This is a genomic window from Bradyrhizobium sp. 40 (assembly GCF_023100925.1).
In the GTDB taxonomy this organism is placed as follows: Bacteria; Pseudomonadota; Alphaproteobacteria; order Rhizobiales; family Xanthobacteraceae; genus Bradyrhizobium.
This window is the reverse complement of sequence record NZ_CP064688.1, coordinates 2215905-2236472: the sequence shown is the minus strand read 5'-3', so window position 1 is coordinate 2236472 and position 20568 is coordinate 2215905. Positions and strand designations below refer to the sequence as shown.

Annotated in this window: 24 protein-coding genes; 16 read left to right on the top strand and 8 right to left on the bottom strand. The window is 63.2% G+C overall.

Annotated elements, in window-relative coordinates; translation table 11 throughout:
* The first annotated feature begins 110 nt into the window (after positions 1–110).
* Positions 111–410, top strand: coding sequence for a copper-binding protein (locus IVB40_RS10675; RefSeq protein ID WP_247402771.1), 300 nt, complete (start codon positions 111–113; stop codon positions 408–410).
* A gap of 126 nt (positions 411–536) precedes the next feature.
* Here the strand turns inward: IVB40_RS10675 and IVB40_RS10670 are convergent, their stop codons facing one another.
* Both IVB40_RS10670 and IVB40_RS10665 read right to left on the bottom strand, forming a co-directional pair.
* Positions 537–1094 carry a PQQ-dependent catabolism-associated CXXCW motif protein gene (locus IVB40_RS10670; protein WP_247818837.1) on the bottom strand — a complete coding sequence of 186 codons (558 nt, stop codon included), beginning with the start codon at positions 1092–1094 and terminating at the stop codon, positions 537–539.
* A 10-nt stretch (positions 1095–1104) separates the two neighbouring features.
* Entirely contained in the window at positions 1105–1986 is an 882-nt protein-coding gene (locus tag IVB40_RS10665) for a substrate-binding domain-containing protein (protein WP_247290591.1), read from the bottom strand.
* 129 nt (positions 1987–2115) lie between these two features.
* Between IVB40_RS10665 and IVB40_RS10660 the strand changes: the two genes are divergently transcribed.
* On the top strand, positions 2116–3042 hold the full coding sequence (locus IVB40_RS10660; RefSeq protein ID WP_247818836.1) for a quinoprotein relay system zinc metallohydrolase 2: 927 nt from the start codon (positions 2116–2118) through the stop codon (positions 3040–3042).
* A gap of 50 nt (positions 3043–3092) precedes the next feature.
* Complete coding sequence (locus tag IVB40_RS10655) at positions 3093–3911, top strand: quinoprotein dehydrogenase-associated SoxYZ-like carrier (protein ID WP_247402766.1); 819 nt, start codon at positions 3093–3095, stop codon at positions 3909–3911.
* A 67-nt stretch (positions 3912–3978) separates the two neighbouring features.
* On the opposite strand, the gene IVB40_RS10650 is transcribed toward IVB40_RS10655, so the two are convergent.
* The gene (locus IVB40_RS10650) at positions 3979–4338 is read right to left on the bottom strand and encodes a hypothetical protein (protein WP_027566550.1); all 360 of its coding nucleotides are present in this window, start codon (positions 4336–4338) and stop codon (positions 3979–3981) included.
* Positions 4339–4425: 87 nt separating this feature from the next.
* Between IVB40_RS10650 and IVB40_RS10645 the strand changes: the two genes are divergently transcribed.
* The 4 genes from IVB40_RS10645 to IVB40_RS10630 are packed head-to-tail and all read left to right on the top strand — an operon-like array spanning position 4426 to position 7246.
* The gene (locus IVB40_RS10645; RefSeq protein ID WP_247818835.1) at positions 4426–5406 is read left to right on the top strand and encodes an ABC transporter substrate-binding protein; all 981 of its coding nucleotides are present in this window, start codon (positions 4426–4428) and stop codon (positions 5404–5406) included.
* A 1-nt stretch (position 5407) separates the two neighbouring features.
* Positions 5408–6145 carry an ABC transporter permease subunit gene (locus tag IVB40_RS10640; protein WP_027566548.1) on the top strand — a complete coding sequence of 246 codons (738 nt, stop codon included), beginning with the start codon at positions 5408–5410 and terminating at the stop codon, positions 6143–6145.
* Positions 6135–6845: an ABC transporter ATP-binding protein gene (locus IVB40_RS10635; protein ID WP_247818834.1), complete on the top strand. Its 711-nt coding sequence runs from the start codon at positions 6135–6137 to the stop codon at positions 6843–6845. The genes IVB40_RS10640 and IVB40_RS10635 overlap by 11 nt, the downstream gene beginning before the upstream one ends.
* 47 nt (positions 6846–6892) lie before the next feature.
* Complete coding sequence (locus IVB40_RS10630) at positions 6893–7246, top strand: hypothetical protein (RefSeq protein ID WP_027566546.1); 354 nt, start codon at positions 6893–6895, stop codon at positions 7244–7246.
* A 169-nt stretch (positions 7247–7415) separates the two neighbouring features.
* Here IVB40_RS10630 and IVB40_RS10625 read toward each other — a convergent pair whose 3' ends face one another.
* The 4 genes from IVB40_RS10625 to IVB40_RS10610 form a co-directional block, all read right to left on the bottom strand.
* Positions 7416–7625 (bottom strand): hypothetical protein, encoded by a 210-nt coding sequence (locus tag IVB40_RS10625; RefSeq protein WP_027566545.1) that lies wholly within the window; start codon positions 7623–7625, stop codon positions 7416–7418.
* A 131-nt stretch (positions 7626–7756) separates the two neighbouring features.
* Positions 7757–8662: a hypothetical protein gene (locus tag IVB40_RS10620; protein WP_027566544.1), complete on the bottom strand. Its 906-nt coding sequence runs from the start codon at positions 8660–8662 to the stop codon at positions 7757–7759.
* Between the two features lie 32 nt (positions 8663–8694).
* Positions 8695–8775, bottom strand: a complete 81-nt coding sequence (gene pqqA, locus IVB40_RS10615; RefSeq protein WP_018460299.1) for a pyrroloquinoline quinone precursor peptide PqqA — start codon at positions 8773–8775, stop codon at positions 8695–8697.
* A gap of 171 nt (positions 8776–8946) precedes the next feature.
* Positions 8947–9339: an EF-hand domain-containing protein gene (locus IVB40_RS10610; RefSeq protein ID WP_027566543.1), complete on the bottom strand. Its 393-nt coding sequence runs from the start codon at positions 9337–9339 to the stop codon at positions 8947–8949.
* Between the two features lie 343 nt (positions 9340–9682).
* Here IVB40_RS10610 and IVB40_RS10605 point away from each other — a divergent pair, with 343 nt between their 5' ends.
* From IVB40_RS10605 to IVB40_RS10580, 6 genes are all read left to right on the top strand, one after another.
* On the top strand, positions 9683–11347 hold the full coding sequence (locus IVB40_RS10605) for a methanol/ethanol family PQQ-dependent dehydrogenase (protein WP_247436601.1): 1665 nt from the start codon (positions 9683–9685) through the stop codon (positions 11345–11347).
* Between the two features lie 10 nt (positions 11348–11357).
* Entirely contained in the window at positions 11358–11714 is a 357-nt protein-coding gene (locus tag IVB40_RS10600) for a cytochrome c (protein ID WP_027566541.1), read from the top strand.
* Complete coding sequence (locus IVB40_RS10595; RefSeq protein WP_247818833.1) at positions 11711–12640, top strand: transporter substrate-binding domain-containing protein; 930 nt, start codon at positions 11711–11713, stop codon at positions 12638–12640. Before IVB40_RS10600 ends, IVB40_RS10595 begins: the two co-directional genes overlap by 4 nt.
* A gap of 123 nt (positions 12641–12763) precedes the next feature.
* Positions 12764–13774, top strand: coding sequence for an FUSC family protein (locus IVB40_RS10590; RefSeq protein ID WP_247818832.1), 1011 nt, complete (start codon positions 12764–12766; stop codon positions 13772–13774).
* 110 nt (positions 13775–13884) lie between these two features.
* On the top strand, positions 13885–14874 hold the full coding sequence (locus tag IVB40_RS10585) for a tripartite tricarboxylate transporter substrate binding protein (protein ID WP_247818831.1): 990 nt from the start codon (positions 13885–13887) through the stop codon (positions 14872–14874).
* A gap of 130 nt (positions 14875–15004) precedes the next feature.
* Positions 15005–15430, top strand: coding sequence for a hypothetical protein (locus tag IVB40_RS10580; protein ID WP_027566537.1), 426 nt, complete (start codon positions 15005–15007; stop codon positions 15428–15430).
* A gap of 56 nt (positions 15431–15486) precedes the next feature.
* Here the strand turns inward: IVB40_RS10580 and IVB40_RS10575 are convergent, their stop codons facing one another.
* Positions 15487–16455 (bottom strand): helix-turn-helix domain-containing protein, encoded by a 969-nt coding sequence (locus IVB40_RS10575; RefSeq protein ID WP_007601369.1) that lies wholly within the window; start codon positions 16453–16455, stop codon positions 15487–15489.
* Positions 16456–16966: 511 nt separating this feature from the next.
* On the opposite strand from IVB40_RS10575, the gene xoxF5 reads away from it, so the two are divergent.
* The 3 genes from xoxF5 to IVB40_RS10560 all read left to right on the top strand — a co-directional run bounded on the left by xoxF5 (position 16967) and on the right by IVB40_RS10560 (position 20541).
* Positions 16967–18772, top strand: coding sequence for a lanthanide-dependent methanol dehydrogenase XoxF5 (gene xoxF5, locus IVB40_RS10570; protein WP_027566535.1), 1806 nt, complete (start codon positions 16967–16969; stop codon positions 18770–18772).
* A gap of 109 nt (positions 18773–18881) precedes the next feature.
* Positions 18882–19370, top strand: coding sequence for a c-type cytochrome, methanol metabolism-related (locus tag IVB40_RS10565; protein ID WP_027566534.1), 489 nt, complete (start codon positions 18882–18884; stop codon positions 19368–19370).
* A 61-nt stretch (positions 19371–19431) separates the two neighbouring features.
* The gene (locus IVB40_RS10560) at positions 19432–20541 is read left to right on the top strand and encodes an S-(hydroxymethyl)glutathione dehydrogenase/class III alcohol dehydrogenase (RefSeq protein WP_027566533.1); all 1110 of its coding nucleotides are present in this window, start codon (positions 19432–19434) and stop codon (positions 20539–20541) included.
* The last annotated feature ends 27 nt before the right edge of the window (positions 20542–20568 follow it).

The following is a 20568-nucleotide window of genomic DNA, read 5'->3' as shown; positions in this document are numbered from 1 at the left end:
GGTTCCCGCGCCCCCATTGCGATGATTAACCTATCGCCGCGCTATATGCCGGAACCAAATCGATCTAGGATGTCTTGTCGATGGGTAATCCAAGGCATCGGGAGGCCTCGATGGGAACCACAAAATTCATCCTCGCAGGCGCTGCGGCCATCAGCATGCTCGCAAGCAGCGCATTCGCTGACGATTTGACCGGAATGGTCACCCGGATAGATCGGCTCAACAGCACGATTTCGATCCAGCAGACACAGAGGGGCACAGTCGGCGGCAGCGCAGGCGGCGCCGGCGCGCTCCAGGAGTACAAGGCCAAGGATGCCGCGATGCTTGACGCCGTCCACGCCGGCGACAAGGTGAGCTACTCTGCGACCGACAATAACGGCACGGGCACGCTGACGAAATTGCAGAAGCAGTAGGCTTTCCTCGCCTCTCCCACGTGCGACAGGGCGTCATGGCCGGGCTTGTCCCGGCCCTCCACGCATAGCCACGCGGCACCAAGAACGTGGATGCCCGGGACAAGCCCGGGCATGATGATCTCTTGCCTACTGCTCCGGCCGCGGCTCCGGCTGGGCCTCCTCGGTCGGAAATTGGGCGCGCTCCCAGCCGTCGGTACCATCGGGATACCAGGCGATGTTGGAGTAGCCGTACGCGAGCGCTCGCTTGGCGGCGTTCCAGGACATCCAGCAATCGGCCAGGCAATAGATCACGAGCAGCGCGGTCTTGTCGCCGTGTGATGCACGCGCGATGCCGCGCTGGAAATAATCGTCCATGGCGGGCGGCAGCGTGCCGTAGCCGGTATCCGGCAGCCAGATGCTGCCCGGAATGTTTTTGTGCGGCGCCTCGCGCCAGACGGTACCCGCTGGAAGGTTCTTCGGCTTCGGCGCGCGCGGCAGCACGTCGATGAAGGCGCCGCTCTTCGCGTGCCAGATCGTCTCGGCTTCTGACGTCGACAGCACGCGCGCGCCGCCCAGCGTCGCCGGCACAGGCGCGCGGTAGTTGTCGGTGCGATAGCCCTCGGGCTCGAACGGCTCCTGCTGCTGCGCAACGCCCGGCGTCACCAGCATGGCGGCGACCAGCGCAACGGCAAGGTGCCGCCTCATGGCGTCTGCCTCATGGCGTCTTTTTGGCCGTCTCCGCGCCGAGCGGCCGATCGTTCTCGTCCAGCAGCGGAACGCCGAAGTCGAGCAGGATCTTGTTGATCTCGCCCTGGTTCTCCTGGATCAGCTTGTTGAGCTGCCGCTTCCAGTTCTGGTCGGCGCCACGCACGCCCATGCCGATGCGATAGACCAGTTTTGGCCCGGTGGTTTCCTTGACCAGCGGGGTGACATGAAGCGAGCCCGCCTTCTTCGCGTAGAACCCCGCCATCGGTCCCCACAGCACGCCGGCGTCAATCTTGCCCGCCGTGAGATCATTGATCATTGCCTGCGCTGAATTGTCGTAGCGCGTGTCGATCATCAGCGGATAGGGTTTTGCATCACCCATCAGTCCCGCGATGGCCATGTTGGTGGCAGGCGGCGTGCCGGCGACGATGCCGACATGCTTGCCCTTCAGCCTGGCATCCTCGAGCGTGTCGACCTCCTCCAGCCCGCTGCCTGCTTTCGCGACCAGGGCATAGCTCGTGCGGTAATAGGGATTGGTGCCTTGCACGAGGTCATCGCCTTGGGGGAAGCCCATGATGACGTCGCAGCGATGCGAGCCGAGCGTCATGCGCACGAAGCCGGTGGCTTGCGGAAAAAAGACATAGTCGAGCTTCTTCTGGAGCTTGTCCGCAAACAGCTCGGCAAGCTTGTTCTCGAACCCCTCGCCCTTCTCATTTGAGAACGGCAGATTGCGTGGGTCGGAACAGACGCGCAACACCTTGGGATCGACCAGCTCGAACGAAAGGTCACCCGTCTCGTTGGTCTGCGCGATGGCGACGTCGCCGAATGCGCAAGACGCAACCAGGATACTCAGTGAAAACAACCAGCGACGATGTCGTCCGGCCTCCGTCATCGCGCTTCCTCCTGGGCTTGTTTGAATGCTAGCCATGCAACGCATGACGCGCCATGTTTTGCCAGACTGTGTGCTGGCTTTTCTTTATTGCAGTGCAGTGCGCACAACCCTTTGAACTGAGGCGGAAAAGTGTCTCGCATCGCTCTCGTGGTCGCAGCCTTGTCCCTGCTGGTGACAGCGACGCTAGCATGCGCCGCAGCGGCCGAATTGCCTGTGAGCGAAGTCGCACCGGGAATATTCGTACACTCCGGGACCATCGCCCTGATGACCCGCGAGAACGAGGGTGACATCGCCAATGTCGGCTTCATCGTGGGCGAGGATGCGGTGGCTGTGATTGATACCGGCGGTAGCGTTCGCGAGGGCGAGGCGCTGCTGGCGGCGGTGCGGGCCCGAACCAGCAAGCCGATCCGCTACGTCATCAATACCCACGGCCATCCCGACCATGTTTTCGGGAATGCGGCCTTCGCAGTCGGGGACACCATTTTCGTCGGTCACAGCAGGCTGCCGCGGGCGCTGGCTGCCCGCGGGCCGTACTATCTCGATAATTTTAGACGGATCATGGGCGACGAATTGATCTCTCCTGTGAAAATCGTGCCGCCCACAATGCTCGTCACGGACACAATGACGCTCGATCTCGGCGCACGCCGCCTGACCTTGCGGGCCTGGCCGGCCGGGCACAGCGACAATGACCTGACCGTGTTCGATGAGATGACGAAGACGCTGTTCACTGGCGACCTCGTCTTCCTCCGCCATATTCCGGTGATGGACGGCAGCATTCGCGGCTGGCTCGGCACCCTCGGGGAACTCCAGAGCATTCCGGCGCAGCGCGTCGTTCCCGGTCACGGGCCCGTGAGCGAATGGCCTGCGGCGCTGACCGATGAGCGGCGCTATTTGACGGCACTGTTGGCGGACGTCCGGGCGTCGAACAAGAAGGGCGAGCCGATCCGGACCGCCGCAGACAAGGCCGCCGCCTCCGAACGGCCGCACTGGGAGCTGTTCGACGACTACAATGCCCGCAACGCAACCGCAGCATTTTCGGAAATTGAATGGGAGTAGCGGACGCGCTACGATGTCCGTAACGTTGCTTCGTCCGCGAGACCATGACCATGACGGGATGCACGCGCCGCCTGCCTCTGATCGCCCTGCTCCTCGGCATTGCATTCGCCGTGCCGGCGCAGGCGGAAGACGCTTACGATCCCTGGCCGGGCCTGGTGCAGGACATCTTCAGCAACCGCCCGATGAATGACGGCGGCAATGTCATTGGCATCGAGATGCCGTATCGTGCCGAGGACGCGGCCATCGTGCCGGTCACTCTGCGCAGCAAGCTCTCGCCTGGCGATGCCCGCCGCATCCGTTCGATCACGCTGGTGATCGATCGTAATCCCGCGCCGATGGCGGCGAAGTTCGAACTCGGACCGGATGCCAACGTCACCGAAATCTCGACGCGCGTGCGCGTCAACAATTACACCGACGTCCATGCGGTGGCCGAGCTCAGCGACGGCCAGCTCTATGTCTCGAAGGTCTATGTAAAGGCTTCCGGCGGTTGCTCGGCCCCGGCAGGAAAGAATGCGGAGGAAGCCCAGAACCGGCTCGGGCAGATGCGTTACCGGCAATTCGCGCGCCAGGAGGCACCGGCGAGCCGCATGCGGGAGGCTCAGATCATGATCGGCCATCCCAATAATTCCGGGCTGCAGATGGACCAGGTCACGCAGCTCTATATTCCCGCCTTCTTCGTCAACCAGCTCAAGCTGACGCAGGACGACAGCCCCGTACTCTCGATGGAAGGCGGCATCTCGATCTCGGAAGATCCCAATCTGCGCTTCACCTATGTGTCCAACGGCGCCAGGCGTTTTCGCGCGGAAGCCAAGGACACGGACGGACACGTGTTCCGCAACGAGTGGGATGTGGAGAAGCCGGGGACGTAGGTCTCCTGGTCGTCATGGCCGGACTTGTCCCGGCCGCATGACGACCACTACAGGCGCCGCGAAGCGGTCAGAAACACCTCACCTCGGCTTCCGCCTGCGCTCGCCTCAAATCATTCACGGCCGAGTTCGCCTGCTCCGAGGTGCGGAACTGGACGCCGAGATTGCCGCGGACCTGGGACATGCTGAGCGCGGTTTCTGCGGTAACGTAGCGCTCATAGGATACGATCGAGGCCACCACGTCGATCGAACAGGAACATTGCTCGATCGCTTGCCGGCTCTCGCCATTGGCCTTCATGCAGCCATAGACGTATTCCGCACGCGCCGACGTCGGATAATCATTGGCCTCTTCAGCCTGCGCGGCGAGCGCGGTCGCAGCCCACACCGCCAATGCGGCGACAATCGGTCGTAGCTGTCCGGCCAGATTCATGCGCGTCCTCCCGCTGGTTGCGACGGAAGTTATGCTATGCCTATTGTCCTGAAAAGCACTCTGTCTGAGGAAACGGCTCACAAGGTGATGAGAGCAATTGGTCGATCATTGGCACTTGCGGTGACGCTGGCGCTGACACTAGCCGGGTCCGGCCGCGCCGCGGATACAATCCGCCTTGCGGTGCAGAAGACCGGAACATTCTCCTGGGAGCTGGCCGCGATCCGCGCCGGTGGCCTCGACAAGGAGGCCGACCTGTCGCTCGACGTCACCGAGCTTGCGAGCCCCGAGGCCGGCAAGATCGCGCTGCGCGCCGGCAATGCCGACATCATCCTGTCCGACTGGCTGTGGGTGTCTCGCGAGCGCACGCTCGGCGCCAAGCTCACCTTCTATCCCTATTCCAGCGCGCTCGGCGCGGTGATGGTGCCGGCCTCCTCGCCGATCAGGTCGCTCGCCGATTTGAAGGGCCGCAAGCTCGCGGTCGGCGGTGGTCCCATCGACAAGAGCTGGCTGCTGCTCCAGGCGCGATTGAAGCTGGACGGCATCGACCTGAAATCGGAGGCAACCATCGTCTATGGGGCTCCGCCCCTGATCGCCGCGAAGGCGTTCGACGGCGAGATGGATGCAAGCCTCAACTTCTGGAATTTCTGCGCACAGCTGGAGGCGAAGGGCTTTAGACGCCTCGCCGGCATCGAGGACATTTTGCCGAAGCTCGGCGCCAAGGGCGCCGTCTCCGCAGTCGGCTATGTCTTCGACGAGAGCTGGGCGGCGAGCCATCGGGACGCTGTGGCGCGCTTCATCGCGATGACCCGCAAGGCCAAGCAGCTGCTGGTGACCTCGGATGCTGCCTGGGACAAGATCGCACCGCTCACCGGCACGAGCGATGCCACCCTGCTCAAGACCTATCGCGAGCGCTATCGCGACGGCATTCCGCGCCGGAGCATCGATGACGAAGAAAAGGACGCGCGCGTGCTCTACCGCGTGCTGGCCGAGACCGGCGGACGCGACCTCGTTGGCTCGGCCGCTGAACTCGAGCCAGGCACGTTCTATCACGCAGTTCCCGGAGACTGAGGTGCTGCGTCTTCTGTCGTTTGCCCTGTTGCTCGCGATCTGGTGGACAGCCGCGCTGTTCGTCGGCGCCGCAAAGCTGCCCTCCCCGCCCGCCGTGCTCGACGTCGTCATCGCGGAAGCATCGAGCGGCGCGCTGTTCCTGCATCTCGGCGCCACGCTTGCCCGCGTAAGCCTCGCCTTCGTGCTGGCGATGTCGCTCGGCAGCGCCATCGGCTATCTGATGGGACGAGTGAAGCTCGCCGACCGGCTCGGCGATCCCTGGCTGATCCTGCTCCTGAACTTGCCCGCCCTGGTCGTGATCGTGCTCGCCTATATCTGGGCCGGGCTCACCGAGGCCGCAGCGATCGCGGCGATCGCCATCAACAAGCTGCCGACCGCCATCGTCACCCTGCGCGAGGGCGCGCGCGCGCTCGACCGCTCGCTCGACGAGATGGCGAGCGTGTTCGCGATGCGGCGCTTGCGCGCCTTTCGCCACGTCGTGCTGCCGCAACTGGCGCCCTATATCGCAGCCTCAGCCCGTTCCGGATTGTCGCTGGTGTGGAAGATCGTACTGGTCGCCGAACTCCTGGGCCGGCCGAACGGCGTCGGCTTCGAGATCGGCGTCGCTTTCCAACTGTTCGACACGCCGCGGCTGCTGGCCTATTCACTGACCTTCGCCGCCGTCGTGCTCGTGATCGAGACCGCGCTGGTGCAACCGTTCGAAGCCCGCGCAACACGATGGCGACCCCGTGCGGCTTGAGGTCGATATCACAGGCAAGACGTTCAGGAGTGCCGCGGGCGGAACGCAGGAGGTGCTCGCGCCGATCAGCTTCGCGCTGCAATCCGGCGAGGTCGGCGTGCTGATCGGTCCGTCCGGCTGCGGCAAGAGCACGATGCTGCGCATCATCCTCGGGCTCGACCGCGATTTCGAGGGACGCATCTCGCGCCCGCCGGAAGCGCGGATCGGCATGGTTTTCCAGGAGCCGCGGCTGCTGCCATGGCGCTCGGTCGAGCAGAATGTGCGGCTTGCGGCACCCGACGTCACTGATGCCAAGCTCGCCGAGCTGTTCAGGATCCTGGAGCTGGAGGCGCATCGCAGCCATTTTCCCGGCGAATTGTCACTCGGCCTCGCCCGGCGCGTCGCGCTCGCCCGCGCCTTTGCGGTGGAGCCCGACCTGCTCGTGCTCGACGAACCCCTCGCCTCGCTCGACGACGCACTCGCCGGCCGTTTGCGCGACGAGATCGCGACGCTGGTGGCGCGCCGTCCGGTGATGACGCTGCTCGTCACCCACAGCCTGGATGACGCGATCCGGCTCGGCGACCGCCTGTTCTTGCTGGCGCCGCGACCGGCGCGCATCGTGCGGGAGGTGCCGATTGCCATCCCGCGCGCGGAGCGCAGCGAGGCCGAGCTCGGCAGGATCAAGGCCGAGCTCGCGGCGTTGCAGCTTGAATCAAAATGAGAAGTCATGGTCAACTGGACCAACGAGATTTTCACGGGAGGTTCACCATGCGGCGCACGCTGATTGCGATCGGCATCCTGTTGGTTGCGATGCCGGGCGCGGCGCTCGCGCAGGCCAAGGGCAAGGGTATCCGGCTCTGGAATCTGACGACGGAGACGATCTCCGGCTTCCAGCTCTCGCCGGCCGGGAAGACCGAGTGGGGGCCGAACCAGTGCCTGAACGACAAGGACAAGGAGGTCGACCACGACGAGCGGCTGCGCATCACCGGCGTCGAGCCCGGCCGCTACGACGCCAAGGTCAGCTATCCCAATGCGCGGCAGTGCATCGTGCGCGACATCGAGATCAAGGCGGATGCGGTGTTCTCGATCGCCGACAAGGATCTGAAGGATTGCAGCAAGTAACGCGGGCTGCGTTACGAGCGTTTTCCCCTCATGGTGAGGAGCGCGGAACGCGCGTCTCGAACCATGCAGGCCCGTCTGTCGCCTGCGGCCATCCTTCGAGACGCTTGCTTCGCAAGCTCCTCAGGATGAGGACCTAAGCCAGTCGCGACCGGCAACGCAGCTCAGGGCTTCACGCCTTGTCGTTCGGGTGCGGATATTCGCAGCGCCACCGCACCGCCTGCCACTTCGGATGGTCGCCGACCCATTGCGCGATATAGGGCGGCGCAGCCATCGCGCATTGCGTCGGCGACCCCGCATAGTTGAACACCAGATGCTGCTCCTCGCAGGTCGCAGGCGAGAGCACCGCACACACAGTCACCACCAGGTCGATCGGGTTCATGCCGGGATCCTCGCAGAGGCGATGAAGTTAGCACAAAAGATTACGTTCCGAGGAGCGGGAAGTTTCAATCCGGCCGCGCGAGATCGAGCGGGAATCGCCCGTCGCCTGTCCCCGCAACCGGTGCGCGAGCGCTAGAAATTGACCCCAAACACCAGCCTCGCCTGATGGCGCTCAAAATTGACGAGGTCAAGATTGCCGCCCGATCCGGCCGGACGGCCCCAGGCCTGCATGCTCCAGCTCATGGTTAGGCGCGAGCGCTCCGAAAGCTGGAAATAGGCGGTCGGACCGACGAAGAGGGCCTGGCCTGCGAACTCGCCGAGGCCGATGCCTTCGTACTGCCGGAAGTAGCGCACCTCACCGCCGAGCAGCACATCGGGCCGCACGCGCACGAGGCCGGCGAACGCCGCGCCGATGGTCGAGCTCTTTTCGGACAGCCCCGTCATCTCGAAGCGCGCCCATTCCGGCTGATAGATCAGGTTGAGCGCCCCGATAGCAAAGTTCGGGATCAGCTCGCGATCGAAAGCGAGCGTGAAATCGGTACCGTACATCCGCCCTTTTGCGCCGGAGGTCTCGTCGATGCGGTCGCCATGGAGTTCGGCGGCGACAGTTAACCCGAATGGCGCGCGCTCGCGATCGAGCAGGCGATAGCGCAGGTCGAGCGAAGCCCCCTGGAAATTGAACTGGCGACGGTCGCCGATATCGGGGACGCCGGTGATGTCGTGCAGGGTGGCAGTGCCGCCGACCTCGACGCGGAAGTTCGGCAGCGGCACGACCTCGATTTCGACCTCCTGCGACAGCGCGCGATAGGTCCCGCCGCCTTTGCCGAATCGACCTGTCGTCTGGGTCTGGAATTCGCGCTCGCCGGGATTGCCGACATCGGTGCCGATCATGAAGCCGAAGATGTGCTCGGTATCGAAGCCCTCTTCGGCGCTGACGCATGCCGGCGCGAGCGCGACGGTGCAGGCGACTATGGTCCAGAATGTATGGGCTCTCGCTCGCATCCCCGACACTACCACGGCTTCGACGGTGTTTGCCATCGAAGCCGCGGCAGGTCGTCAGTCTTGCAGTCTTACTTGCGCAAAGCGCAGGCGTACATGTTGATTTCCATGCCGACCGGCACTTCCACGATCTTCGGAGCTTTCCAGGCCATTCGGGGACTCCCAAGGGATTGAGCGCGACATCGCGCCGGCCAAAACCTAGGGCTGCGTCAGGCACAGCGCAAGTCTGGAATCGCGCCGTTGACACAGCGAACTGTCGCATCGCGCTTGCAAATTTCTCTCTCGGGCAACTCGCCTTCGCTCTCAGTCAAGCGGCGCGGTTCTCACCGCAACAAGCGCAGCAGCGCGCGGCCGGCGCGCGAGTTCATCTCCTTCGCATCCAGCGTTCCGTCCTTGTCGGGATTCGCTGCGTTGAAGCGCTGCTCCACCACCGAGAGATATTCGTCGAGCGTGAGAGTCCCGTCGCGATCGGGATCGGCGGCGGCGAGTTCTTTCGCCGTTAACCGTCCGCGCAACTCGCGGGCGTCGAGCGTGCCGTCGTGATCGGGATCGAGCTTGGCGAACAACGCGGCCGCCGCCTTCTTCACCTCGGCCAGATCGAGCGTGCCGTCATTGTCGGTATCGAACGTCTTGACCGCATTGCCGGAGGCCGACCATGCCGGACCGGACAGCAGTGCAATCGTGAGCGCAAGTGCAACAGAGCGACGCGATATCATGAAAACCTCCCAGATCAAGAGCTCCGATTCGAGCCAGATCGACGACATAAGTCCACAAGCGAGCCTCGGTTCAAGCCCCGAATTGCAGCCTGCGCCCGTACAACTTGCGGAACCCGTCGGCCCGACCATTGCCGTGGCGCACGCGCTCCTGCTCCGTGTCGCGGAATTTCTTCAGCGCCTGCGCACAAGTGAGAGTTGCTTGTCAGCTCTCCGTCAGATGACCGGCATCTCGCGCCGCCCACCATATCGGCATCGCAATTACGACTTTCGTATTGACGCGTTTTGCATTCGGGCGGAGTGTTGCTGTCGCAGCGTCAATAGGCGCGCATATTGGGAGGAACGGATGAAACGCTTTGCGATGGCCGCGAGCCTCGTCATGCTTGCATCGACTTGTGCAAATGCACAAACCAGCGAGCAGCTGGTCAAGGGCGCGACCGATACATCGAACGTTCTCAATTACGGGATGGGCTACAATCTCCAGCGTTTCTCGACGCTGAACCAGATCAACAAAGACAGCGTCAAGAACCTTGTCCCGGTCTGGAACTACTCTTTCAACGACGATCGCAGCGAGGAATCGCAGCCGCTGGTGTACCAGGGCGTGATCTACGTGACGTCGCACAACGCGACCATGGCGGTCGACGCCAAGACCGGCAAGCAGATCTGGAAATCCAAGGTCGAGTATCCTGCCGAAACGCCGCGCATCGTCTGCTGCGGCATCATCAATCGCGGCGCAGCACTCTATGACGGCAAGGTGTTCCGCACCACGCTCGACGCCAACGTGATCGCGCTCGACGCCAAGGACGGCAAGGAGCTGTGGCGGCAGAAGGCGGCCGATATCAAGGAGGGATATTCGATGACGGTGGCGCCGCTGGTCGCCGACGGCATCGTGATCACGGGCATCTCCGGCGCCGAGTTCGGCACCCGCGGCTTCATCGACGGCTGGGATCCCGCAACGGGCAAGCATTTGTGGCGCACCCATTCGATCCCCTCCCCCGACGAGCCCGGCGGCGACACCTGGAAGGGCGATACCTGGAAGCTCGGCGGTGGCTCGACCTGGATTACGGGCTCCTATGACCCCGAGCTGAACACGGTCTATTGGGGTATCGGCAATCCCGGACCGTTCAACTCGGCGGTTCGTCCGGGCGACAACCTCTACACCTGCTCCGTGCTGGCGATGGATCCCAAGACCGGCAAGATCAAGTGGCACTACCAGTTCTCGCCCAACAATCCATTCGACTATGACAGCGTGGCCGAGATGGTCCTCGCCGACATGAACGTCGAGGGCAAGCCGACCAAAGTGTTGATGGACGCCAACCGCAACGGCTTCTTCTACGTGCTCGACCGCACCAACGGAAAGCTGCTCGCGGCCAATCCCTACGTGAAGGTCAACTGGGCGACAGGAATCGACATGAAGACCGGACGTCCCATCGAGACCGACGTCTCGAAGGACGCGCGTGAGGGCAAGAAGGTGACAGTCTATCCGTCGATCCTCGGCGGCAAGAACTGGGAGCCGATGTCGTTCAATCCGCAGACCGGCCTCGCTTACGCCAACACGCTAGCCTTCGGCGGCAGGTACAAGACCGAACCCGCCACCTTCAAGCAGGGTGAATGGTATCTCGGCATGGACCTTACCGATCTCTGGGAATGGGGTGATGGTCCGCGCGGTCATCTGAAGGCGATCGATCCCATGACCGGCAAGGCGAAGTGGGAAGCACCAAGCGACATCCCGCGCTTCTCCGGCGTGTTGTCGACTGCGGGCGGCGTCGTGTTCTCGGGCGCGCTGACCGGCGAGTTCGAGGCCTTCGATGCCGACACCGGCAAGAAGCTCTGGCAGTTCCAGACCGGCTCGGGCATCGAAGGACAACCGGTGACTTGGCAGCAGGACGGCGTGCAGTATGTCGCCGTGACGAGCGGCTACGGCGGCGTCTACTCGCTGTTCTCCGGCGACGAACGGCTGGCCAAAGTCCCGCCCGGCGGCTCGCTTTGGGTTTTTGCGGTCAAGCAATAACCACGGCACGATGCTGAGAAAGCTATCTCACAAGACGGTGGCGATCCTCGCCACCGTCGCGGTGCTGACGGTCGCGCTTGCGGCGACCGTTCGTGCCGCGGATGATTCAACCGGCAATCCCGTGCAGGCACAGATCGACCACGGCAAGTCGACTTATGCCGAGAAATGCTCGCACTGCCACGGTCCCAACATGATGAACCCCGGCACCATCACGCCGGACCTGCGCGCCTTCCCCGACGACAAGACGCGCTTCGTCACCACCGTGAAGAACGGCAAGAACAACAAGATGCCGCCCTGGGCCGATATTCTCAGCGACGAGGAGATCGGGAATCTCTGGGCCTTCATCTCGAGTCGGAGAAAACCATGATGCGTTGGCTGGTCGCTTGGAGCATCGCCGCGATCCTCGCGGCGGCGGCCGCGGCTGCACGCACGGCCGACGATCCGCTCAAGATTTGTCTCGACGAGGACAGGCCGCCGCTCTCGGTGCATCACAAGGGCAAGCCGGGCTCGGGTTTCGACGTGCTGCTGGCGCAAGCGATCGCCGACCGGATCGGACGGCCGCTGACGATCCAGTGGTTCGAGAGCAAGCTGGACGAGGATTCGAGCCCGCAGCTCGAGGCCAATGCGCTGCTGTCCGACGGCCGCTGCTCGCTCGTCGGCGGCTACGCGCTGACGACGGACTCCCTCGTCAAGCCCGGCATGAAAACGGCGCGCCTGCCGGATTTTGCCGGCGCCACGCGCGACGACCGGCGCCGCCGCGTCGCGCTCGGCGTGCTCGCGCCGAGCCAGCCCTATGTCTACTCGCCGATGACGGTCGTGCTCGGACCGAAGGCGCGGGGTCGCAAGATCGGCGATGTCGGCGATCTCGCGGGCCTGCGCCTCGTCATCGAGAGCGGCTCGCTCGGCGATGCGATCCTCATGACCTTCGACAAGGGGCGCCTGATCGACGACATCACCCATCTCGTCCCCGGCCGCGATGATCTCCTCGGTGCACTTGCCCGCGGCGACTATGACGCGACGCTGATCGACCTCGGCCGCCTCGACGCCCATCGCGCCGCGCACCCCGATACAGCGATCACCGCGTCCGGCTACTACTATCCGATCGGGGCCAATCGCGGCTATGTCGGGCTCGCCAGCGATTCCGCGCTGACCGACGCCGTCAACAAGGCGCTGACCGGGCTTGCTGCCGAGGGCAAGATCGCCGAATTCGGCAGGCAGGCGGGGCTGACCTATCTGCCGCCGCGTGAGCCCGCGATCCTCGGCGACGTCTGGATGAAGATCATTCAGCGTTGACCGGAGCGTCCGGCTCCCGGAATGACGGATAAAGTGGTCGATGGGCCGCTACAACCATGGCTAGCTCGGCGACATTCTGCACCCTATGATGCCGCCGTTTTCATTCGGCCATCTGGTGGCATCGTGAATCCTTCCGCCGCAAGCCTGCGCGATCTCCTCTCGCGCGAAATCAAGACCGGCGAGCTGGTGCGGGCGCTGATCGTCGTCGGCCCGATGGTCGCCGCCTATTTCATCGCGCGCGAGACGGCGCTGCTGAATCTCGGGTTGGTCGCGGTCTCGTTGCTCATTCCCGCACTCAGGCTGCACCTGCCGCCGAAAGTCGTCGCGTGGCATTATCTCGCCATCCTCCTCACCTTTGCCGCGCTGTTCCTCGCGAACCCGATCAAGCCGCTATTCGCAGTGCTGACGGCGCTCGCCGGATTCCTTGCGGTCGCAGTGACGCGCCACGGCGAACATTTCCGCACGCTCGGGAATTGGGTGTTCATCCCCGCCGTGTATCTTGCCTGCGAGGTGCGGGAGGGCGTGAGCGCCTCGGAAGCCCTGCACCATGCCGGCATGATCATCGTGTCCTCTCCGATCGCGCTGGCTCTGGTCTGCGCCATCCGGATTTACGACCAGCGACGGTGCGGCGATGCCGCGACCTCGTTCGGAGCGCCCGCGGCCGGATGGTTTGTGCCCGCGGCGGCAACCGCCCTTGCGGTGTTCGCTGCGGCGGCTCTGGTCGAGATCCTCGATCTCGCGCAGGGCCAATGGGTGATGTGGTCGGCCGCAAGCGTCGTGGTCGGCGATCTCGTCGCTTCGACCGGCAAGCTGAAGCAGCGGGCGATCGGCGCCGTCGCCGGCGTGCCGCTCGGTTTCCTCGCCGGCATGGTGCTGCCGCAAAGCCGGGTCAGCTATGCGCTCGCGGTTCTCGCGGCCACCCTCACGCTGATCTCGTTCTCCCGCTACATCATCGGCTTCGGCCTGCGCTGCTTCTTCATCGCGCTGGCCGCCTCTTTCGCCGGCAGCGCCAGCGGCATCTCGGAGGAGCGCATCGTCAACGTGCTGATCGGCGGCACCTTTGGCTTGCTTGCGATAGCCCTGACCGAAATCGTCTGGCTGCGTGTCATGCGAAAAGTGCGATTGTCCGGATGACGCCCGAATAGGCACAGCGCGGCCCTTCGAATGCGCCAATCTGTCTCGCCTGCCACCCATGGCAGAGGCGACCCGATGCAGTACCGTCGGCGACAACCCGGGAGAGAATCATGTCCCCAAAACTCGATCGCCGCCACTTCATTGCCGCCGGCACCGCCACGCTCTCGACGCCTTTCGTCTCGCGCAACGCCTCGGCGCAGGCTGCATGGCCATCGCGGCAAATTCGCATGATTTGCAGCTATCCCGCCGGCGGACAGACTGACCTGCTCGCACGCGCCTATGGCGAATTCATTGCCAGGCAGGTCGGAAAGACCGTCGTTGTCGAGAACAAGCCGGGTGCCGCGGGCGCGATCGGGACCGCGGAGGTCGCCCGCGCGGAGCCCGACGGCCACACCATCCTGTGCTCGATCTCGACCACCTACATCATGAACCGGGTGGTGATGAAGACTCCGGGCTACGACATGGACAAGGATTTGACGCTCGTCAGCGTCATTCCGGGCGCCGGCCTGTTGCTGGTGGCGAACCCGAAAACCGGCGTCAAGACGCTGGAGGATTTCGTCGCCTTTGCGCGCAAGAGCGGCAAGGTCAACTTCGGCACCTATAGCGCGGGCTCGGCCCCGCATATGACGGTCCACGAGCTCAACAAACAGTATGGCCTTGCCATCGAGCCGATCCACTATCGCGGCGAAGCCCCGATGTGGACAGGCATGCTGGAAGGTACGCTCGATGTCGCCATGGGCAGCTACACGGCAGCGCAATCGGTTTTGCAGAGCGATCGCGGCACAGTGTTCGCGGTTCATTCGAAGAAGGTCGACGCCATCCCCGATATCAAGACCCTCCCCGAGCAGGGCGCGACGTCGAAATTCTTCACCGTTAGCGGCTTCTCCGGCTGGGCCGTGCCGAAGGCGACACCGCAACTGGTCGTCGACCGCATGGCGGAGCTTTGCGTCGCTGCCAACAACGATCCGAAGGTGAAGGAGGTTCTCAACACGTTCGTGCTCGAACCCGCGATCGGCTTCAAGGAAACCAACGCCCTATATCAGCGCGAGCTGCCGATCTGGATCGAGAGCGCGCGGTCCCTCGGCCTCGAGCCCTCCTGAACCGCGAGACAACACGCCCTTCGCGGCGCAGCATTCGACCAAAGCCTAGTGCCGGAAACGTATTTTCCCGCTATGATTGTGCGACGCTGCCGGGAAGGTCTCACCGGCGCGGACGAGAAAGGCCGATCCCATGACACCGGATGGCGTTGCCGTAGCCGTCATGATCATCCTGCTCTTTCCGATGGGCTATTTCACGTTGGCGTCTCCGGCCTTCCTGCTGGTGAAGCTGGATATCCAGCCCGTCGCCCAGCTTTTGCGCGGAATGTTCAATGCGCATTTTCTGGTGATGCGCGTTGCCGGACTCATCGGAGCGGTCGCTTTCCTGCTCGACGGTCGTCTGGTCGCCGCGATGGGCGTTGGCCTTCTTGCAGCCTTGGCGATCTACGGACGCCGCTGGTTCATGCAACGGATGGACGAACAGCTCAGCGCCAGGGACGCCGGCGATGCCGAGGCCCCGCGCCGGCTACGCCGACTACATTGGAGTGGAATGCTCGGCAATGCGGTGCTGCTCGCCGCTCTCCTGACCAGCATTCCCTACATCGCCATATCGGCGTGAGAGACATCGCGGGCGCGCGACGGTCAACCGTCGTCGTCGCCAAACCTGGCGTTTGCCTAATGCTCGTCCGCGGCAACCGCGCCCTGTTGCGCCTTGTGGATCGAGGACGGCACTACGCCAAAATATTTCCGGAACACCCGGCTGAAATGCGATGAGCTGGAGAAGCCCCAGGAGAACGCGACGTCGGTGATGGTCTTGCCGGCGTGGGCCTCGAGCTCCTGGCGGCAATTCTGAAGACGCGCCTGCCAGATGTAGTCGCTCACCGTGGTGCCGCGCTCCGAGAACAGCATGTGCAGATAACGCTTGGAGCAGCCGAGCTCGCCGGAGATCTGGTCGATGCACAGATCCGGATCGCGCAAATGCTCGCGGATGAAGAACTGCGCGCGCACATAGGTCGCTTCGGGACCGACGCGATCGAGCATCGTGTCCGCCTCGCGCAGCGGCAGCAGCAAGAGGTCGATTAGCGAATCGGCGACGCCGACCGCACTATTCGCCGACAGCTTGGCCGCCTCGTCGAAGGTCGCATGGACGAAATCGTGGGCGATCCGCCCCGTCCCCGTGCGTGAGGTCAATTTGCAGGCCGGCATTCGCTGCGACGGGAACCCGCGGTCCCGCAGCAGCGCCTTGGGTACGATCACCACGTCGTGGCGCGTAAAAGCAGGGCTGATGATCGAATGCGGACAGGAGACGTCATAGGCGATGATGTCGCCGGGGTTGAGCTCGATGTGGCGGCCTTCCTGCTCGAAATAGGACACACCGTAAGTCTGGAAGTGGATCTTGATATATGGGTGTTCGTTGGCCTTGGCGCGCGCCAGTGTGTGCGCGATGCGATGCTGGCTGACCTCGATCTGGCAGAGCTTCAGGCGCGAGACGCTGGTGTAGTCGATGCGGCCTTCGAGCGAAGACGCTTCCAGCGGATCGACGTCGAAATGCCCACACAGGCTCGTCAGCCCGTCGATCCAGCTCTGGATCTGCCGCTTCGGCGTCATTCCCGTCGTCGAGAGCGTGTGAATTGTGTCGGACATTAATCCAGCCACTGGTTTGATCCGGAGATTTTGACGCGAATCGCGAGCCGCGCTGCCGGAGCCCTGAACCGTGATTGCGTGACGTTTACCTCGATTTTGAGCGATCTTCTGGAACGAGCGCCATCGTTCCATTGCCACCCTTGGAAGTTAATCCTCCGCCTTAGTTGCAGCGCCGTCAAGGGGAACCTAAGCGTGGAAGACGGTCCCAAGCCGCTGCGGAAGCCGCTGAATTCGCTACTGCAAAATCAAAATCTTCGCGGCCGTGCGCTGTCAAGCAAACCAGCTTCTCTCTTGGGCAAGTTTCCCGATGGCGAAGTCGCTACGGATGCATCAGGAACAACAAAAACGGGCCGCTCCTGCACGTGGACCCGTAGCTCTCATCAGGAGGAGAAAGCACCCAGCATCGTTTCTGGTCCCAAACGTGACCGCCCTGCACGAGCAGACACCGGACGAGAAGCCCGGTGATTGAGCAATGCTTCGGAAAAATAAACGAGACAACGGAGGAATGACTATGCGCAAGGTACTACTGGCGACCTTTCTTGGGTCCGCTGCGGCTCTCGCCGTAGGCAGCGCGTCAGCCAATGACGAGCTGAACAAGATGGCGCAGAACCCGAAAGACTGGGTGATGCCGGCGGGCGACTATGCCAATACCCGCTATTCCAAGCTCAACCAGATCAATGCTCAAAACGTCGGCAAGCTCCAGGTCGCATGGACCTTCTCGACCGGCGTGCTGCGCGGCCATGAAGGCGGCCCGCTAATCATCGGCAACATGATGTACGTCCACACACCGTTCCCGAACAAGGTCTACGCTATTGACCTTTCGAACGAGAACAAGATCGTCTGGAAGTATGAGCCGAAGCAGGATCCGAACGTCATCCCCGTGATGTGCTGCGACACAGTCAACCGCGGCGTATCTTACGGCGACGGCAAGATCTTCCTGCATCAGGCTGACACCACCCTGGTCGCGCTCGATGCCAAGACCGGTCAGGTTGCATGGACCGCCAAGAATGGCGATCCCGGCAAGGGCGAGACCGGCACCTCGGCGCCGCTCGTCGTCAAGGACAAGGTGCTGATCGGCATTTCCGGCGGTGAGTTCGGTGTTCAGGCGCATATGAGCGCCTACGACATCAAGACCGGCAAGCTGGCTTGGCGCGGCTACTCTGAAGGACCGGATGATCAAATCCTGGTCGACGCCGAGAAGACCACCGCACTCGGCAAGCCGGTCGGCAAGGACTCCAGCCTGAAGACCTGGCAAGGCGATCAGTGGAAGATCGGCGGCGGCGCCACCTGGGGCTGGATCTCCTACGACCCCGAGCTGAACCTCGTCTACTACGGATCGGGCAATCCCTCGACCTGGAATCCGAAGCAGCGTCCCGGCGACAACAAATGGTCGATGACAATCTGGGCTCGCAACCCTGACACCGGCCAGGCCAAGTGGGTTTATCAGATGACGCCCCACGACGAGTGGGACTATGACGGCGTCAACGAAATGATCCTCTCGGACCAGCAGATCAACGGCCAGCCGCGCAAGCTGCTGACGCACTTCGATCGTAACGGCCTCGGCTACACGCTCGATCGTGCCACCGGTGAGCTCCTGGTCGCCGAAAAGTACGATCCGAAGGTGAACTGGACCTCCGGCGTCGACATGGACAAGAACTCGCCGACCTACGGCCGCCCGAAGGTGCTCGACGCAGCTTCGACCGACAAGGCGGGCGAGGACCACAACGTGAAGGGCATCTGCCCGGCCGCGCTCGGCACCAAGGACGAGCAGCCGGCAGCCTACTCGCCGGACACGCAGCTGTTCTACGTCCCGACCAACCACGTCTGCATGGACTATGAACCGTTCAAGGTGAGCTACACCGCGGGCCAGCCCTATGTGGGTGCGACGCTCTCGATGTATCCGCCGCAGGGTGAAACCCACATGGGTAACTTCATCGCCTGGGACGGCAAGACCGGCAAGATCGTCTGGTCGAACAAGGAGCAGTTCTCGGTCTGGTCGGGTGCGCTCGCAACCGCAGGCAACGTGGTGTTCTACGGAACGCTCGAAGGCTACCTGAAGGCAGTCGACGCCAAGACCGGCAAGGAGCTCTACAAGTTCAAGACTCCTTCCGGCATCATCGGCAACGTCACCACCTATGAGAACGGCGGCAAGCAGTATGTCGCAGTGCTCTCCGGCGTGGGCGGCTGGGCCGGCATCGGTCTGGCGGCAGGTCTGACCGATCCGACCGCCGGTCTCGGCGCAGTCGGTGGCTACGCGGCGCTCAGCAACTACACGGCACTCGGCGGTACGCTGACCGTGTTCTCGCTGCCCAACTAGGCCTCTCAGCATCGCTCCGGCGCGTGGATCAACTCCACGCGCCGGCTCGTCTCACCGAATGCCTTCCGAGGAAAATCTCTTGCGTAAAATCTGCTCTGCCATTGCCGCGATGTTCTTGATCGCGTCCGGGGGAATTGCCGTCGCGGACGGCTCAGGTGACCCGACTGCCGTCAAGCAGAACGAAACCGGCGAATGGTCCGACAAGGAAGGCAACCCAACCTACAAGATCACCGACGGCTCCGTCGACTGGTATACCTATTCCGGATACCGCCGCTATCACTCGGACTGCCATGTGTGTCACGGCCCGGATGGCATGGGCTCGACCTACGCCCCGGCGCTGAAGGATTCGCTGAAGACGATGAGCTATGCCGATTTTCTCGGCGTCGTCGCCTCCGGCCGCAAGAACATCTCGACTGCCGCAGAGAACGTGATGCCGGCCTTCGGCGATAACCCGAACGTCGCCTGCTACATGGACGATCTCTACGTCTATCTGCGCGCCCGCTCCAACGAGGCCTGGGGCCGCACCAGACCTGGCAAGCACGACGACAAGAACGACGCCTATACCAAGAACGAAGATTCGTGCATGGGCAAGAAGTGAACGTGCGGAGCCCGACCAGGACCTGGTTCTTGGCGCCCTGCCGGAATTTGAGGAGCTTAAGATGAAGACACGTGCCGCCGTCGCTTTCGAAGCCAAGAAGCCGCTCGAGATCGTCGAAGTCGATCTGGAAGGACCGAAGGTCGGCGAAGTCCTGGTCGAGATCAAGGCGACGGGCATCTGCCATACCGACGCTTACACGCTCGACGGCTTCGACAGCGAAGGAATCTTCCCGTCGATCCTGGGCCATGAGGGCGCGGGCATCATCCGCGAGATCGGCCCTGGCGTGACCTCGGTGAAGCCGGGCGACCATGTCATCCCGCTCTACACGCCGGAATGCCGGCAATGCAAAAGCTGCCTCAGCCAGAAGACCAATCTCTGCACCGCGATCCGCGCGACGCAGGGCAAGGGCGTGATGCCTGATGGCACAAGCCGCTTCTCCTACAAGGGCAAGCCGATCTACCACTACATGGGCTGTTCGACCTTCTCGAACTTCACCGTGCTGCCGGAGATCGCGGTCGCCAAGATCCGCGAGGACGCGCCGTTCGACAAGAGCTGCTACATCGGCTGCGGCGTCACCACCGGCGTCGGTGCCGTCGTCAACACCGCCAAGGTCGAACCGGGCTCCAACGTGGTCGTGTTCGGCCTCGGCGGCATCGGCCTGAACGTGATCCAGGGCGCCAAGATGGCTGGCGCGGACAAGATCATCGGCGTCGACATCAACGACTCCAAGGAGGAATGGGGACGCCGGTTCGGCATGACCGATTTCGTCAATCCCAAGAAGATCACGGGCGACATCGTCCCGCATCTCGTGACCCTGACGGACGGAGGCGCCGACTACACCTTCGACTGCACCGGAAACACCACGGTGATGCGCCAGGCGCTGGAAGCCTGCCATCGCGGCTGGGGCACCTCGATCATCATCGGCGTTGCCGAATCCGGCAAGGAGATCGCGACCCGCCCGTTCCAGCTCGTCACCGGGCGAAACTGGCGCGGCACCGCCTTCGGCGGCGCGCGGGGCCGCACCGACGTGCCGAAGATTGTCGACTGGTACATGAACGGAAAGATCCAGATCGACCCGATGATTACCCACACGCTCAAGCTCGAAGACATCAACAAAGGCTTCGACCTGATGCATGAGGGCAAATCGATCCGTTCAGTCGTCGTGTTCTAACTCGAAAAGCGTCACCCCAAGGAGGAT